Source organism: Pantoea sp. SS70 (assembly GCF_029866845.1).
Taxonomy (GTDB): Bacteria; Pseudomonadota; Gammaproteobacteria; order Enterobacterales; family Enterobacteriaceae; genus Pantoea; species Pantoea leporis.
The window spans coordinates 279,900-294,591 of the sequence record NZ_CP117199.1; the positions used below are offsets into that span (position 1 = coordinate 279,900).

Annotated in this window: 10 protein-coding genes and 1 riboswitch; of the genes, 4 read left to right on the forward strand and 6 right to left on the reverse strand. The window is 55.5% G+C overall.

The window, feature by feature from the left end; all coding sequences use genetic code 11:
• Positions 1-17 precede the first annotated feature (17 nt).
• On the forward strand, positions 18-3,701 hold the full coding sequence (metH, locus tag PO881_RS01245; protein WP_280172325.1) for a methionine synthase: 3,684 nt from the start codon (positions 18-20) through the stop codon (positions 3,699-3,701).
• A gap of 97 nt (positions 3,702-3,798) precedes the next feature.
• Here the strand turns inward: metH and PO881_RS01250 are convergent, their stop codons facing one another.
• From PO881_RS01250 to pgi, 5 genes are all read right to left on the reverse strand, one after another.
• A complete protein-coding gene (locus tag PO881_RS01250) occupies positions 3,799-5,889 on the reverse strand; it encodes a YjbH domain-containing protein (protein ID WP_280172326.1) in 2,091 nt (696 codons plus the stop codon).
• Complete coding sequence (locus PO881_RS01255) at positions 5,889-6,626, reverse strand: capsule biosynthesis GfcC family protein (RefSeq protein ID WP_280172327.1); 738 nt, start codon at positions 6,624-6,626, stop codon at positions 5,889-5,891. Before PO881_RS01255 ends, PO881_RS01250 begins: the two co-directional genes overlap by 1 nt.
• The gene (locus PO881_RS01260; RefSeq protein ID WP_280172328.1) at positions 6,623-7,270 is read right to left on the reverse strand and encodes a YjbF family lipoprotein; all 648 of its coding nucleotides are present in this window, start codon (positions 7,268-7,270) and stop codon (positions 6,623-6,625) included. The genes PO881_RS01255 and PO881_RS01260 overlap by 4 nt, the downstream gene beginning before the upstream one ends.
• Before the next feature lie 73 nt (positions 7,271-7,343).
• Positions 7,344-7,592: an exopolysaccharide production protein YjbE gene (yjbE, locus tag PO881_RS01265; RefSeq protein WP_101763117.1), complete on the reverse strand. Its 249-nt coding sequence runs from the start codon at positions 7,590-7,592 to the stop codon at positions 7,344-7,346.
• A gap of 523 nt (positions 7,593-8,115) precedes the next feature.
• The gene (pgi, locus tag PO881_RS01270; protein ID WP_137384941.1) at positions 8,116-9,762 is read right to left on the reverse strand and encodes a glucose-6-phosphate isomerase; all 1,647 of its coding nucleotides are present in this window, start codon (positions 9,760-9,762) and stop codon (positions 8,116-8,118) included.
• A gap of 373 nt (positions 9,763-10,135) precedes the next feature.
• Positions 10,136-10,330: riboswitch (Lysine riboswitch) on the forward strand.
• Positions 10,331-10,442: 112 nt separating this feature from the next.
• Between pgi and lysC the strand changes: the two genes are divergently transcribed.
• From lysC to panS, 3 genes are all read left to right on the forward strand, one after another.
• Entirely contained in the window at positions 10,443-11,798 is a 1,356-nt protein-coding gene (lysC, locus tag PO881_RS01275; protein ID WP_110868121.1) for a lysine-sensitive aspartokinase 3, read from the forward strand.
• Between the two features lie 264 nt (positions 11,799-12,062).
• Positions 12,063-12,755 (forward strand): aquaporin Z, encoded by a 693-nt coding sequence (gene aqpZ, locus PO881_RS01280; RefSeq protein WP_280172329.1) that lies wholly within the window; start codon positions 12,063-12,065, stop codon positions 12,753-12,755.
• A 174-nt stretch (positions 12,756-12,929) separates the two neighbouring features.
• Positions 12,930-13,853: a ketopantoate/pantoate/pantothenate transporter PanS gene (panS, locus tag PO881_RS01285; protein ID WP_101763113.1), complete on the forward strand. Its 924-nt coding sequence runs from the start codon at positions 12,930-12,932 to the stop codon at positions 13,851-13,853.
• Positions 13,854-13,940: 87 nt separating this feature from the next.
• Here the strand turns inward: panS and PO881_RS01290 are convergent, their stop codons facing one another.
• Positions 13,941-14,534: a YhgN family NAAT transporter gene (locus PO881_RS01290; protein ID WP_110868123.1), complete on the reverse strand. Its 594-nt coding sequence runs from the start codon at positions 14,532-14,534 to the stop codon at positions 13,941-13,943.
• Positions 14,535-14,692 lie beyond the last annotated feature (158 nt).

Here is a 14,692-nt window from a genome sequence, read left to right on the forward strand (position 1 = left end):
ACGTGGACGGGGCGAGAGTGAGCAACAAAACAGAAATGCTGCAGCAGCAGCTGGCGCAACGCATTATGATTCTGGACGGTGGCATGGGCACCATGATCCAGAGTTATAAACTGAGTGAGCAGGATTTCCGTGGCAGCCGCTTTGCCGACTGGCCATCTGATTTGAAGGGCAACAACGATCTGTTGGTGCTAACCAAACCGGAGGTGATCCGCGAAATCCACGATGCCTATCTCGCTGCCGGCGCGGATATTCTCGAGACCAACACCTTCAACTCCACCACCATTGCGATGGCCGATTACGCGATGGAAGCGCTGTCGGCGGAGATTAACCTCGAAGCCGCCAAACTGGCGCGTGCCAGCGCCGACGCATGGACGGAGAAAACGCCGCATCGTCCGCGCTACGTGGCGGGCGTGTTGGGCCCGACCAACCGCACCTGTTCTATCTCGCCGGACGTCAACGATCCCGCCTATCGTAACGTCACCTTTAACCAGCTGGTGGAAGCCTACCGCGAATCGACGCATGCGCTGATCGCCGGTGGCTCCGACCTCATCATGATCGAAACGGTGTTCGATACCCTGAACGCCAAAGCGGCGATCTACGCGGTTCAGGCCGAGATGGAAGCGATGGGCGTGAAGCTGCCGCTAATGATCTCCGGCACCATCACCGATGCGTCCGGTCGTACGCTCTCCGGCCAAACCACCGAAGGTTTCTATAACTCGCTGCGCCACGCCGAACCGCTGTCGTTCGGCCTCAACTGTGCGCTTGGCCCGGATGAACTGCGTCAGTATGTGGCGGAGCTGTCGCGCATTGCTGAAGGCTACGTCACCGCGCACCCGAACGCCGGTTTGCCCAACGCCTTTGGTGAATACGATCTCGATGCGGCGATCATGGCTGAGCAAATTGGTGAGTGGGCGCGCGCCGGTTTCCTCAATATTATCGGCGGCTGCTGCGGTACCACGCCGGAGCACATCGCGGCGATGGCGGCAGCGGTAGACGGCGTTGCGCCGCGCCAGCTGCCAAAGATTCCGGTTGCCTGTCGCTTAGCCGGGCTTGAACCGCTTAACATTCAGGCCGATTCGCTGTTCGTCAACGTCGGTGAACGCACCAACGTCACCGGCTCGGCCAAATTTAAGCGTCTGATCAAAGAAGAGAAATACAACGAAGCGCTGGATGTGGCACGCCAGCAGGTAGAGAACGGTGCGCAAATCATCGACATCAACATGGATGAAGGCATGCTGGATGCGGAAGCGGCGATGGTGCGCTTCCTCAATCTAATTGCCGGTGAGCCGGATATCGCCCGCGTGCCAATTATGATCGACTCCTCCAAATGGGAAGTGATCGAGAAAGGCCTGCAGTGCATTCAGGGCAAAGGCATTGTGAACTCTATTTCGATGAAAGAGGGCGTGGAACCGTTTATCGCGCACGCGCGCAAAGTGCGTCGCTACGGCGCAGCGATGGTGGTGATGGCGTTTGACGAAGCGGGTCAGGCGGATACGCGGGCGCGCAAAATTGAGATCTGTCGTCGCGCCTACAAGATTTTGACCGAAGAGGTTGGTTTCCCGCCAGAAGACATCATTTTCGACCCGAATATTTTTGCCGTAGCGACCGGCATTGAAGAACACAACAATTACGCGATGGACTTTATCGGTGCCTGCGAAGACATCAAGCGCGAACTGCCACACGCGATGATCTCCGGCGGCGTCTCCAACGTGTCGTTCTCGTTCCGTGGTAACGAACCGGTGCGCGAAGCGATTCACGCGGTGTTCCTCTATTACGCCATCCGCAACGGCATGGACATGGGCATCGTGAACGCCGGTCAGCTGGCGATTTACGACGATCTGCCTGCCGAACTGCGTGATGCGGTGGAAGATGTGGTGCTGAATCGTCGTGACGATGGCACCGAGCGCTTGCTGGAGCTGGCGGAGAAGTATCGCGGCAGCAAAAGCGACGGCGAGCAGGAGAAACAGCAGGCCGAATGGCGCAGCTGGGACGTGGTAAAACGTCTGGAATACTCGCTGGTGAAAGGCATCACCGAGTTTATTGAGCTGGATACCGAAGAGGCGCGCCAGGCAGCAGCGCGGCCGATTGAAGTGATTGAAGGGCCGCTGATGTCCGGCATGAACGTGGTTGGCGATCTGTTCGGCGAGGGCAAGATGTTCCTGCCGCAGGTGGTAAAATCAGCGCGCGTGATGAAGCAAGCGGTGGCCTATCTCGAACCTTATATTCAGGCCAGCAAAGAGGCCGGACGCAGCAACGGCAAGATTGTGCTGGCAACGGTAAAAGGCGATGTGCATGACATCGGCAAAAATATCGTCGGCGTAGTGCTGCAATGTAACAACTACGAAATCATTGACCTCGGCGTTATGGTGCCGAGTGACAAAATCCTCAAAACCGCGATTGCCGAGAACGCCGATATCATCGGGCTTTCCGGCCTGATCACGCCGTCGCTGGATGAGATGGTCAACGTCGCCAAAGAGATGGAGCGCCAGGGATTCACCATCCCGCTGCTGATTGGCGGCGCGACTACCTCGAAAGCGCATACCGCAGTGAAAATCGAGCAGAACTATAGCGGACCAACGGTCTACGTGCAGAACGCCTCGCGCACCGTGGGCGTGGTGTCATCGCTGCTGTCCGAAACGCTGAAAGAAGATTTCGTGGCGCGCACGCGCAAAGAGTACGACACGGTGCGTATTCAGCACGCGCGCAAAAAGCCGCGCACGCCGCCGGTGAGCCTGCAAACTGCGCGCGATAATGATTATGTCATTGATTGGGAAAGCTATACGCCGCCGGTGGCGCACCGCCTCGGTGTGAGTCCGGTCGAAGCCAGCATTGAAACGCTGCGCAATTACATCGACTGGACGCCGTTCTTTATGACCTGGTCGCTGGCCGGCAAATATCCGCGCATTTTGGAAGATGAAGTGGTAGGCGAAGAGGCCAAACGCCTGTTTGCCGATGCCAACGCCATGCTCGATATGCTGAGCAGCACCGGCACGCTCAATCCACGCGGCGTGGTGGGAATTTTCCCGGCCAACCGTGTCGGCGATGACATTGAAATCTACAGCAACGAGAACCGCAATCAGGTGCTGTGCGTCAGTCATCACTTGCGTCAGCAGACCGAGAAAACCGACTTCGCCAACTACTGTTTGGCCGACTTTGTGGCCCCAAAATCCAGCGGCAAAGCCGACTATCTCGGCGCGTTTGCGGTTACCGCCGGAATTGAGGAAGATGCGCTGGCCGAGGCGTATGACAAGCAGCACGATGATTACAACAAAATCATGGTGAAAGCGGTGTCGGATCGCCTGGCAGAAGCCTTTGCTGAATATCTGCACGAACGCGTGCGTAAGGTGATTTGGGGCTTTGCCGCTCATGAAAATCTCAGCAACGAAGAGCTGATTCGCGAAAATTATCAGGGCATTCGTCCCGCGCCAGGTTATCCGGCGTGTCCGGAACACACCGAGAAAGCACCGATCTGGCAGCTGCTGGAGGTGGAGAAGCATACCGGCATGAAGCTCACCGAGTCTTTCGCCATGTGGCCAGGCGCAGCGGTTTCCGGCTGGTACTTCAGCCATCCTGATAGCAAGTACTTCGCCGTGGCGCAGATTCAGCGCGATCAGGTGGAAGATTACGCCGCGCGTAAAGGCATGAGCGTGAGCGAAGTTGAGCGCTGGCTGGCACCCAATTTGGGTTATGACGCAGATTAATAGTCGGTAACGCGCAATAAATGGCGCCGCTACGGTATATGCACCTCTCCGTAGCGGCGCGATTTATCGCGCGGGTTTCAAACCACCCGTGCTGATGTTAATTAAATCGCGCATCACGATCTGACGTCAGGTCATACAGCTGATATTTGCGACCCAGCATCTGCCCACCATCACGTGTCAACGGCACCCAGTTCACCTGCGCGCGGCCTCGCGTTGGCGTCACGGTAAACAGATCCATCGGCACCGAAATGTAGAAGCCTTTAGTGAAGTCGCCTTCGCCATAGGCTTCCGCCGACACGTTGGTTTTGGTGGCGTAGAAGCCCACCATCACGCCGCTATCAAACCGCTTCGACACATCAACGGTAACGCCTTTATCCTTCGCCAGATATTCACCGACGCTGGCTTTCACCAATACGTCCTGCATAAACCACGGACGCCAGTACGCGGTAAAATGTCCGGTTGGCGCTTTGTAATCGGTGAACTGCATCATGTTGTCCCAATCACGCTGCTTCACGTAGTTGGCATCAACCCCGAAGGCCCAGTTGCTATCAATCGGACGATACAGCACTTCGCCGCCGACACCGCCGTACATGGTTTCCAGATAACCGCCGTAAACCTGGCCGTAGAAACCGTTGCCGAGCGCCTGCATGTAGTTGGCTTGCAGATCGTTAACGTAAACGTTGTTCTCAACGTAATCACGAATATGCGTACGCACGCGCGGCAGCGTGGAATCCGCCGGTGCGCCGTTGTAGTTGAACTTATCGTAGTTATTGGCGAGGTTGCCAAACAGGCTGCCGCCGACCAACAGGTGATCGGTAAGCCAGTAATCGGCGTTGGCCATCACGCCAACCTGATACATGTAGAAGCTTTCCGGTCCGCCGACGGACTGATTCAGCACCGGCGACAGGCTGTAGTTCAGACGATCTTTGCGGATGAAGAAACCTTGCTCGGTGGCACCGGGATCGATCGGATTTTCACGCGTCTGCTGCAGCGGCTGTTCATGCCCCAGCGGATAACCCACCAGTTCGTTATGCAGGCTGGCAACGTTGGTGCGCGTGCTCACCTGCGGCATATTGAAGCGCGACTCGGTGACGTCGATGGTATCGATGCCGGCCGGCAGGTTGTTCATGATAATGCGATTGGCGCGATCGACCCCTTCGCGCGTATCGCGATATTTGGTCTGCTCGCCGGACACATACAACGTGCTGCCTTTGGTCTGAATATGTGGGCCATTCAGTCCTGCGTTGTACTTCAGATCGGTCAGCTGGTTTGCCACCACCGTTGGCTGCAACAGATCGCCCTGCGGCTGCGGGTTGTAGGCCGGCTTCTCGCTATCGATATGCGACTGATGCAGATCGTTGAAATTGGTGCGCAGGGTAAAGCCGAACATAAAGGTGTTGCCGCGCTCGTAGCTGGCGTTGATGTCCGCCCAGTCGGTGAGGCGATAAATCGCGCCGACGTTGACCTTACTGCGCTGATCCAAACGACCGGCGAAATCATCCTGATAATCGTTGCCTTCGTACTCCAGCTTGAGGCGCAGCGGCTGCCACGGTGTTTGATACTCTACGCCGCCAAACAGCGCCGCCGGACCGTGGAACATCTGCGAGCCATTAATTGAACCCGCTTCGCCACCGCCGGTGCGGCTACAGAAGCTGTCGCTGTAGGAGCAGAACGGGTTCTTAATGGTGCCGCTGTTGCCGAGATAACCCCAGCCCAGACCCAAGGTGAAATCGAACGGGCCCCACGCTTTGCTCGCCACCAGATATTCGCTGTCGAACAGACCGGTACCGCCTAAATCGCGTGAGCCAACCGCCACTTCTGGCAGCCAGTAGCTCTCTTGCCATAGGCGCAGCTTCACATCGAAGGCTTTATCTTTATAGCTTTGGTTGCCGCTGAAACCTTCTACTGCGCTGTAACGGCGGGTACGCACATCGGTATAGCGTACGGTGGTTTCCAGCCACGGGAACAGCTGCAGCGAGGCAGAATAGTAGCGATATTGATCGTTATCGCGGAAGTTGACGCTAAATTCGCCCTCTTTCGCCATACGCGCGGTGGGCGTCTGCATCAGGCCAACGCCACCAAAATCCGATTGAGAAGGACCGACCGGTTCAGGCCAGGTTTCCGCATGCACCTGGCAAGCGGCGGAAACAGAAGCAGCCAACAGGCTGAGAAGTAATTGTTTTTTCATCAGTCTGGTATCCGGTGAGTCAGAACGGAAAGCATGCGCTCATTCAAATCGCTGTGGCCCCATGGCAAGCTCCATGAGGTGAAACCGAGCCAGATAATGCTGCCGGGTTCCACTTCGATATGGCGATGATTCCAGTAAGCGATCGGAACTTGCTGGGTGCTGCCGGACGGCGCAATCACCGTGGCATAGCTGCGTTCCCCGCCGGACAGACGATCGTGGCCTTCGAGGTAATCACGCACTTCGCGGCCAGGCTGCCAGCGCGCTTTACCCGGATTGCTCAACGCCCCCAGCACCAGTACCTGCGTCGGCTGCGCCAGCATATAGAGGTCATAGCTGCCTTGCAGCGTGCGGTTATCCTGTGGACGCAGACGCACGTCATCGGGATCGAGCGAGGTGAACTGGCGGCCCGTTACCTGCAGCGCGCCAAGCTGGTGGATAACCGAGCCGATGGTTGCGGCCAACGACTCGCCGCTGTCTGCTTGCCAGGCGCGCAGATCGGCCAGCAGCTGCTTCTGTTGCTGCTGTGCTACCGCCGTTGCGCCGCGTTCGGCAATCACTGTGCCCGGCCACCAACTGCGCAGTTCAGGATGGGTGAGCAACTGACTAAGATTCTGCGCATCGTTAATTTGCAGTGTGTTTTTTCCCGGCAGATCGTGCACGGTGACTTGCGCCGCCGCCAGTGCGTGGCCAGCCGTGAGCAGCGTCAATGCTGCCAGCATTGGAGTTATTTTTTTCATGATTTCGCCGGCTTCAGAATGGTGGTTTCAACGGGGAAGGCATCGGCGGCCAGCATCTGGTTGGCCTGCAATACAGTGCCATCGCGGTTATCGATCCAGAAGGTGTTCTGCCACTCCGCGCCTACGTTCTCCATGCGCACGGTTTCATGCCAGACGCGGCACGGTACGCGTTCACCGGCGATGTCCAGTACCGTATCGTCACCGCGCTCGAAGCGGGAAACCGCTGTGGCGGCTCGCACTTTATCTTGCTCGCGCCACTGCACTACGCGCGTCCAGCTGGCACCGTTTTGCAGATGCAGCGCATCGGCGAGCGGATCCTGCACCAGGTTACTGACGTCAGCGAGGTTGCTCGGTAAACCCAGGGTTTTGATCAGACGGCCATGCTGCATCACCAGCATCGCTTTATCCTGGGTGATCCACTTCTGTTGGCCGTTTTCGTTGTAACCGAGCACCACGAAGATGCGCGGTCCTTCATTGATGCGGGCATAGAGGCTGGCGTAGGGCAGGTTAGCAACCTGCTCGTTGGTGACCGTGACATCATCCGGGCCATTCACGGCCAGCATCACGGTTTGTTCGAGGCCTTTTTGCGTTTGTGTGCAGGCCTGCAACAACAGGCAAAGAAGTAGCAAAGAGAGTCGGCGCACGGTGTATCCCTGTCTAAATAAGCCAAGCAAAAAATAACCACACGGGTGTGTGGTTATGCTTAAAGGTGCTACATCAACGAGTGGTGCTCGTTGTGGTGGTTGTTGTTGTACCGGTATTTGCACCGTCACCGCCGCCAGAAGCAGCAATGCCGAGACCCACTAACGCACCGAGCGCGCCGATACCCACAGCGGTAGACGCGCCGGAAGAGATTGCTCCCGCCTGCGCGCCTGCTGCAGCACCAGCTTCTTCCGGCGCGGCAATCGCAGCGGAAGAAACGGCAACGTAAAGTAAGGCTGCACCGGCAACCATCAGTTTTTTCATAACAACGTTTCCTGCATTTATATGAATCAATGAATGTAGGATTTACCCAGATTTCGGGCGCGTTCAGTATAGGGCAACAAATTACCAGAGTTCAGCATGAGTAAAAGAGGGCAGGAAGTCGGGGTTTTTCTGGTGATAAATACGGCGAATTGGCGTTAGCTGCTTTTTTTTAACGCCTTTTTTCAGGCTGATAGGATAAGTGAATGGCTGCGCATTTCACGGCAGAGTTTTTCACTTTTGCACTAATTATTGGTACGGAATGGGAATAATCGGAATTTACTTATAAGGCTTAAATTAAAATCATAGATCTATCAGATGGATAAACTATTTATCGGACTGAATTAGGTCCATTTTTAAGCCAGGTAAGGTGCGGTAAATTGAAATGAATTACGAATTTCCTTACGCCACTTTAAGAATTTTCTAACCCTGTTTAATGCAGTAATTAATAATATTGCGAGTGAGATGGCATGGTTGACAAAGAAAAGGCGGCAATTACGCCGCCTTGTGTAAATTAGCCGGAAAATTAACGCCAGGATTTGTAGCGATTAATTAAGCCATTAGTGGAGCTATCGTGGCTGCTAATTTCAGCGTCATTTTCCAGTTCTGGCAGAATACGGTTTGCCAGCTGTTTACCCAACTCAACACCCCATTGGTCAAAGGTGAAGATGTTGAGAATCGCGCCCTGAGTGAAGATCTTGTGCTCATACAGCGCAATCAGTGCACCCAGGCTAAACGGGGTAATTTCACGCAGCAGGATGGAGTTGGTTGGGCGGTTACCTTCGAACACTTTGAACGGCACGATGTGCGCGACAGATTCGGCAGATTTACCCGCATCGGTAAACTCTTTCTCCACCACATCGCGTGACTTACCAAACGCCAGCGCTTCGGTCTGCGCGAAGAAGTTCGACAGCAGCTTTGGATGGTGATCGGTCAACACGTTGTGGCTCAGTGCTGGTGCGATAAAGTCGCACGGAATCAGTTTGGTGCCCTGATGAATCAGCTGATAGAACGCATGCTGGCCGTTGGTGCCAGGCTCGCCCCAGATGATTGGGCCGGTCTGGTAATCCACTGGATTGCCTTCACGGTCAACGTATTTACCGTTGGATTCCATGTTGCCTTGCTGGAAGTAAGCAGCAAAGCGATGCATGTACTGATCGTACGGCAGAATCGCTTCGGTTTCGGCACCAAAGAAGTTGTTGTACCAGATACCGATCAGCGCCAGCAGGACCGGCAGGTTCTGCTCGGCAGGCGTGTTGGCGAAGTGCTTATCCATGGCGTGCGCGCCGCTCAACAGCTGCTCGAAGTTCTCGAAGCCGATGGAGAGAATGATCGACAAGCCGATAGCTGACCACAGTGAATAGCGGCCGCCAACCCAATCCCAGAACTCAAACATGTTGTCGGTATCAATACCGAACTCACCCACCGCTTTACCGTTGGTCGACAGCGCAGCGAAGTGCTTCGCCACGTGCTGCTGATCGCCCGCAGTTTTCAGGAACCAGTCACGCGCGCTGTGGGCGTTGGTCATGGTTTCTTGCGTGGTGAAAGTTTTAGATGCCACGAGGAACAGCGTGGTTTCCGGGCTGAGATCTTTCAGCGTTTCGGCGATATGGGTGCCATCGACGTTAGAAACAAAGTGCATGTTCAGGTGGTTTTTGTACGGACGCAGCGCTTCGGTCACCATGAACGGGCCGAGGTCTGAACCGCCAATCCCGATATTCACCACGTCGGTGATGGCTTTGCCGGTATAGCCTTTCCAGTCGCCGCTGATGATGCGCTCGGAGAAGCCTTTCATCTTCGCCAGCACCGCGTTGACTTCCGGCATCACATCTTTGCCGTCCACCACAATGGGCGTGTTGCTGCGGTTACGCAGCGCAACGTGCAGAACTGCACGCTCTTCGGTGCGGTTGATCTTCTCGCCAGAGAACATCGATTTGATGGCGCCTGCCAGATCGGTCTCTTTAGCCAGCGCCTGTAATTTTTCGAGGGTTTCCTCGGTGATGCGGTTTTTTGAGAAATCCACCAGCATCTGGTCATCGAAAGTGGCAGAGAATTTCGCAAAACGATCGGCATCTTGCGCAAACAGGTCGGCGATTTGCACCGATTTCATCTGCTCAAAATGCTGCTGCAGCGCTTTCCAGGCAGCGGTTTGGGTCGGATTGATATTTTTCATGGCAACACTCTAGTTGATATAAGAACCGTCATTCCATCCGGGGCGTCCTGCTGGCCCGGCATCCATAGCATTCTTGCACGGGGATGAGTATGACCACAGTTACTGGCTAAGGGAAAAAATTTGTGACCGTGGCCGCACTGTTTCAGGTAAATCCGGCAGCGATTGTCGGTGCTGCGCCAGCAGAATTCCCTGTGCCGCATCAGAAAAAAGCCGCTTTTGTCTGATTCGGACACTACTTTAGGCCGCTGTGAGTGGGCGCGTTTGTTCAACGATGCGTTTACCGAAGTGTAAAAGTGAGAAATCCTCAAAGTGCGGGGATGGACAGGGGGGAAAATAATCAGTAATTTATGCGCGCTACTTACACCTCCGGGTGTAAGCCAGAAGAGGCGCGTCGCCCAGGCAGTGTGTTTGAGGATCCGTATCCGCAGAGAACACATCAGGGGGTGTGACGCCGAGGTGGGGCAACACGCGGGGTGTTGCACTGTCGGCTGCAGGGGCTGAATCCTCTGGGTTGTCACCAGAATCGTCCACAGTCGGACGGTTCGCAAGGTGAAGCGCTTTTGGTGACTTGTCTACTACTGATCTTGTCTGCCCAATTCTGCTCTTCTCTTGTGCCTAGGCTGCTACTATGTCTTCCGCCCCAAAACGGAAGAAAGATAACCTGACACGGGGTTCGTAATATGTCCCAAAATCTTATCGTGGCTAAATTTGGCGGCACCAGCGTTGCCGATTTTGATGCTATGAACCGCAGCGCAGATGTTGTGCTGTCGGACGCCAATACCCGCTTAGTGGTGCTCTCTGCCTCCGCTGGCGTAACCAATCTGCTGGTTGCCCTTGCTGAAGGCCAGGAACAAGCGCAGCGCGCTTACCTGCTGGATGAAATCCGCCGTATTCAATATGCCATCATCGATCGTCTGCAATCGCCGGATGTGATCCGCGATGAGATTGATCGCATGCTGGAAAACATCACCATGCTGTCTGAAGCCACCTCGCTGGCGACCTCACATGCGCTGACCGATGAGCTGGTGAGCCACGGTGAGCTGATGTCGACGCTGCTGTTCGTGGAGATTCTGCGCGAGCGTCAGGTCAACAGCGAATGGTTTGACGTGCGTAAAGTGATGCGCACCAGCGATCGTTTTGGCCGCGCAGAACCCGAAGTGGCGACGCTGAAAGAACTGGCCGCAACGCAGCTGCAGCCGCGCATTGCGGAAGCGCTGGTGGTGACGCAGGGCTTTATCGGTAGCGAAATCAAAGGGCGCACCACCACGCTTGGTCGTGGCGGCAGCGACTATACTGCTGCGCTGCTGGGCGAAGCGCTGCAGGCCGCGCGCATTGATATCTGGACCGATGTGGCCGGTATCTACACCACCGATCCACGCGTGGTGTCCACCGCTAAACGCATTGAAGAGATTACCTTCGAAGAAGCAGCGGAGATGGCGATCTTTGGTGCCAAAGTGCTACATCCGGCCACTTTGCTGCCGGCCGTGCGTAGCGATATTCCGGTGTTTGTCGGTTCGAGCAAAGATCCCGCTGCAGGCGGTACGCGCGTGTGCAACGAAACCAAGAATCCACCGCTGTTCCGTGCGCTGGCGCTGCGTCGTAAGCAGACGCTGGTAACGCTGCACAGCCTGAACATGCTGCATGCACATGGCTTCCTCGCCGAAGTGTTTAACATTCTGGCGCGCCACAGCATCTCCGTTGATCTGGTGACCACTTCCGAAGTGAGCGTGGCGCTGACGCTGGACAGCACCGGTTCAACCACCACCGGCGACAGCTTGCTGACCCAGGCGCTGTTGACCGAACTCTCTTCACTGTGCCGTGTGGAAGTGGAAGAGAATCTGGCGCTGGTGGCGATCATTGGCAACAACCTGTCAAAAGCGTGCGGCGTCGGCAAAGAAGTGTTTGGCGCACTCGAGCCGTTCAACCTGCGCATGATTTGCTACGGTGCCAGCAGTTATAACCTTTGCTTCCTGGTGCCAACCCCAGACGCGGAAGAAGTGGTACGTGCGCTGCACAAGAATCTTTTTGGTTCTTAAGGCCAGTTTTTAGCATGCGTAATCAAGCCGGACCGGGTCCGGCTTTTTTATTGGTGAAATTTTTTAAACAATAATTCAAGCCCAGCGGCATTCACTGCTTCGCTCCAGACATTTCTGACGAACCCCATTATGGCTCGCGAGAACCGTCTCAAATACGCTGCTATCGCCTAAAAATCACCCTAACCCCTTATTCTTCGGTTGCGCTTCAATCGCCAAAAACGATAATCCCGCCGCGAAAACATTAAATTATTTGAGGGAACAGAGATGAAAAGATTAGTGGCTGAAACGCTGGGCACTTTCGTGCTGGTGTTGGGCGGTTGTGGCAGTGCGGTTTTGGCCGCGGCGTTTCCAGAATTGGGTATTGGTTTTGCCGGTGTTGCGCTGGCGTTTGGTCTGACGGTGTTGGTGATGGCATGTGCCGTCGGCCATATTTCGGGCGGCCATTTTAACCCGGCGGTGACCATCGGTCTGACGGTTGGCGGACGTTTCCCGGCGGCGCAGGCTGTGCCTTATATTATCGCGCAGCTGGTAGGTGCGGTTGCGGCGGCTGGCGTGCTGTATTTGATCGCCAGCGGTAAAGTCGGTTTCGATGCCGTGGCCAGCGGCTTCGCGTCGAACGGTTACGGTGAACATTCGCCGGGGGGCTTTAGCCTGCAGGCGGGCATGATCGCCGAACTGGTGCTGACCGCCGTATTCCTGATTGTGATCATGGGCGCGACCGATAAACGTGCTCCGGCTGGCTTCGCGCCCATTGCAATCGGCCTGGCGCTAACGCTGATTCACCTGGTGAGCATTCCCGTCACCAATACCTCAGTCAACCCGGCGCGCAGTAGCGGTGTGGCGATCTTCCAGGGCGGCTGGGCATTGGAACAGCTGTGGATGTTCTGGTTGTTACCGATTATCGGTGCCGCGATTGGTGGTGCGATCTACCGCTTTGCACTGGAAAAAGCAGAGTAACTTTGCCGTATTTCAGCGGATCGGCAGCAGCCGATCCGCATTTTGCCCCGCAAGCGACTTCCCGCCTTACGTCAAGATAATGAAATGTTATGATCCCGCGTCCGTCGCTGTGGTCGTTCCCTGCGCGACATTTCATCTGTGGCAATATAAAAAAATTCCTAAGGAAGTCTGGTTATGCTCGGCAAACTTACCCGCCTGTTCCCGCTCTGGGCCGTGCTGCTCTCGGTCGCTGCTTATTATTCTCCTGGCACCTTTCTCGGCATTGGGCCGTGGGTGACTTACCTGCTGATGCTGATTATGTTCGGCATGGGCGTGACGCTAAACATTGATGATTTCAAACGCGTGCTAGTGCGTCCTGCGCCGGTGATCGCCGGGACTTTCCTGCATTATCTGGTGATGCCGCTGGCCGCGTGGGGCCTGGCGAAGCTGTTCCAGATGCCACCGGATCTGGCGGCAGGCATGATTCTGGTCGGCAGCGTGGCCAGCGGCACCGCTTCAAACGTGATGATTTATCTGGCGAAGGGCGATGTGGCGCTGTCGGTGACCATCTCATCCGTGTCGGCGCTGGTAGGTGTATTCGCCACACCGCTGCTAACACGCTTCTACGTTGATACCCACATTCAGGTGGATGTGGTCGGTATGCTGCTCAGCATCGTGAAAATCGTGGTGATTCCGATTAGCCTGGGTCTGATTATCCATCACTCCATGAATAGCGTGGTGCGCCGCGTTGAGCCTTATCTGCCGGCGTTTTCTATGGTGTGCATTCTGCTGATCATTAGCGCGGTGGTGGCTGGCAGCCAGGGCTTTATCGGTTCTGTCGGCTTGATGGTGATTGTGGCGGTGATCCTGCACAACGCGATCGGTCTGTTGGGCGGTTATTGGGGCGGTAAGCTGTTTGGCTTCGATGAATCGACCTGCCGCACGCTGGCGCTGGAAGTGGGTATGCAGAACTCAGGTCTGGCGGCGACGCTGGGCAAACTTTACTTCTCGCCGTTAGCGGCCTTGCCGGGCGCGCTGTTCTCGGTGTGGCACAACCTGTCAGGTTCGCTGCTGGCCGGTTACTGGTCGGGTAAACCGATCGATAAGAAGCAGAAGTAATATTCAAAAAAGCATCACATTCAATTCATGCACATAGCGTAGCGGCGCAATAAATTGCGCCGCTACGCTGCCTGCGCTCTGAATGTATTACAGCTTCAAATACGTACGAATCCCATCCAGGAACATCTGCGTCGCCAGCATAATCAAAATCAATCCCATCAGGCGCTCCAGCGCGTTAACGCCTTTGTCGCCCAGCAGGCGTAAAAACAGCCCCGACATCAGCAGAATCACCACCGTCAAACCCCACGCGATCAGCAGCGCGCCGACCAGATGCGTCATTTGGTTGGGATATTGATGCGACAACAGCATCAGCGTCGCCAGCAGGGACGGACCGGCCACCAGCGGAATTGCCAGCGGCACGAGGAACGGTTCTTCACCGGCCGGCAAGCCACTCGAGCTGCTCTCCTCTGACGGGAAAATCATGCGGATGGCGATCAGAAAAAGAATGATGCCGCCGGAGATCGACACGGTTTCGGTGCGCAGATTGAGAAACGCCAGAATGCGTTCACCGGCGAATAAAAATAGCAGCATCAGAATCAGCGCAATCAGCATTTCGCGCATCAGTACCACGCGGCGGCGTTTGGGTTCCAGATGCTTCAATACCGACATAAAAATCGGCAGGTTGCCCAGCGGATCCATAATCAACAACAGCAATATGGTCGCGGATATCATTTCAGTCATGTTGGTTAGCCATTATTAGTTGTACTGCTGAAAAAGTTGGCGCAATCGAATTAATTCACTTGCCAGAAGTGCTGCATTTTGTAGAGTTGACGGTCATAGGTAAACCTGATTATTACGCAGACCGGCACGATTATCCGGCCAGTCTTTTCCTCGCACCA

Excerpts from the sequence above, each read along its gene's own strand:
- panS (WP_101763113.1), top strand. The coding sequence starts at position 12,930 with ATGCTCGGCAAACTTACCCGCCTGTTCCCGCTCTGGGCCGTGCTGCTC.
- PO881_RS01255 (WP_280172327.1), bottom strand. The coding sequence starts at position 6,626 with ATGAAAAAAATAACTCCAATGCTGGCAGCATTGACGCTGCTCACGGCT.
- lysC (WP_110868121.1), top strand. The coding sequence starts at position 10,443 with ATGTCCCAAAATCTTATCGTGGCTAAATTTGGCGGCACCAGCGTTGCC.
- yjbE (WP_101763117.1), bottom strand. The coding sequence starts at position 7,592 with ATGAAAAAACTGATGGTTGCCGGTGCAGCCTTACTTTACGTTGCCGTT.
- PO881_RS01290 (WP_110868123.1), bottom strand. The coding sequence starts at position 14,534 with ATGACTGAAATGATATCCGCGACCATATTGCTGTTGTTGATTATGGAT.
- PO881_RS01250 (WP_280172326.1), bottom strand. The coding sequence starts at position 5,889 with ATGAAAAAACAATTACTTCTCAGCCTGTTGGCTGCTTCTGTTTCCGCC.
- aqpZ (WP_280172329.1), top strand. The coding sequence starts at position 12,063 with ATGAAAAGATTAGTGGCTGAAACGCTGGGCACTTTCGTGCTGGTGTTG.
- pgi (WP_137384941.1), bottom strand. The coding sequence starts at position 9,762 with ATGAAAAATATCAATCCGACCCAAACCGCTGCCTGGAAAGCGCTGCAG.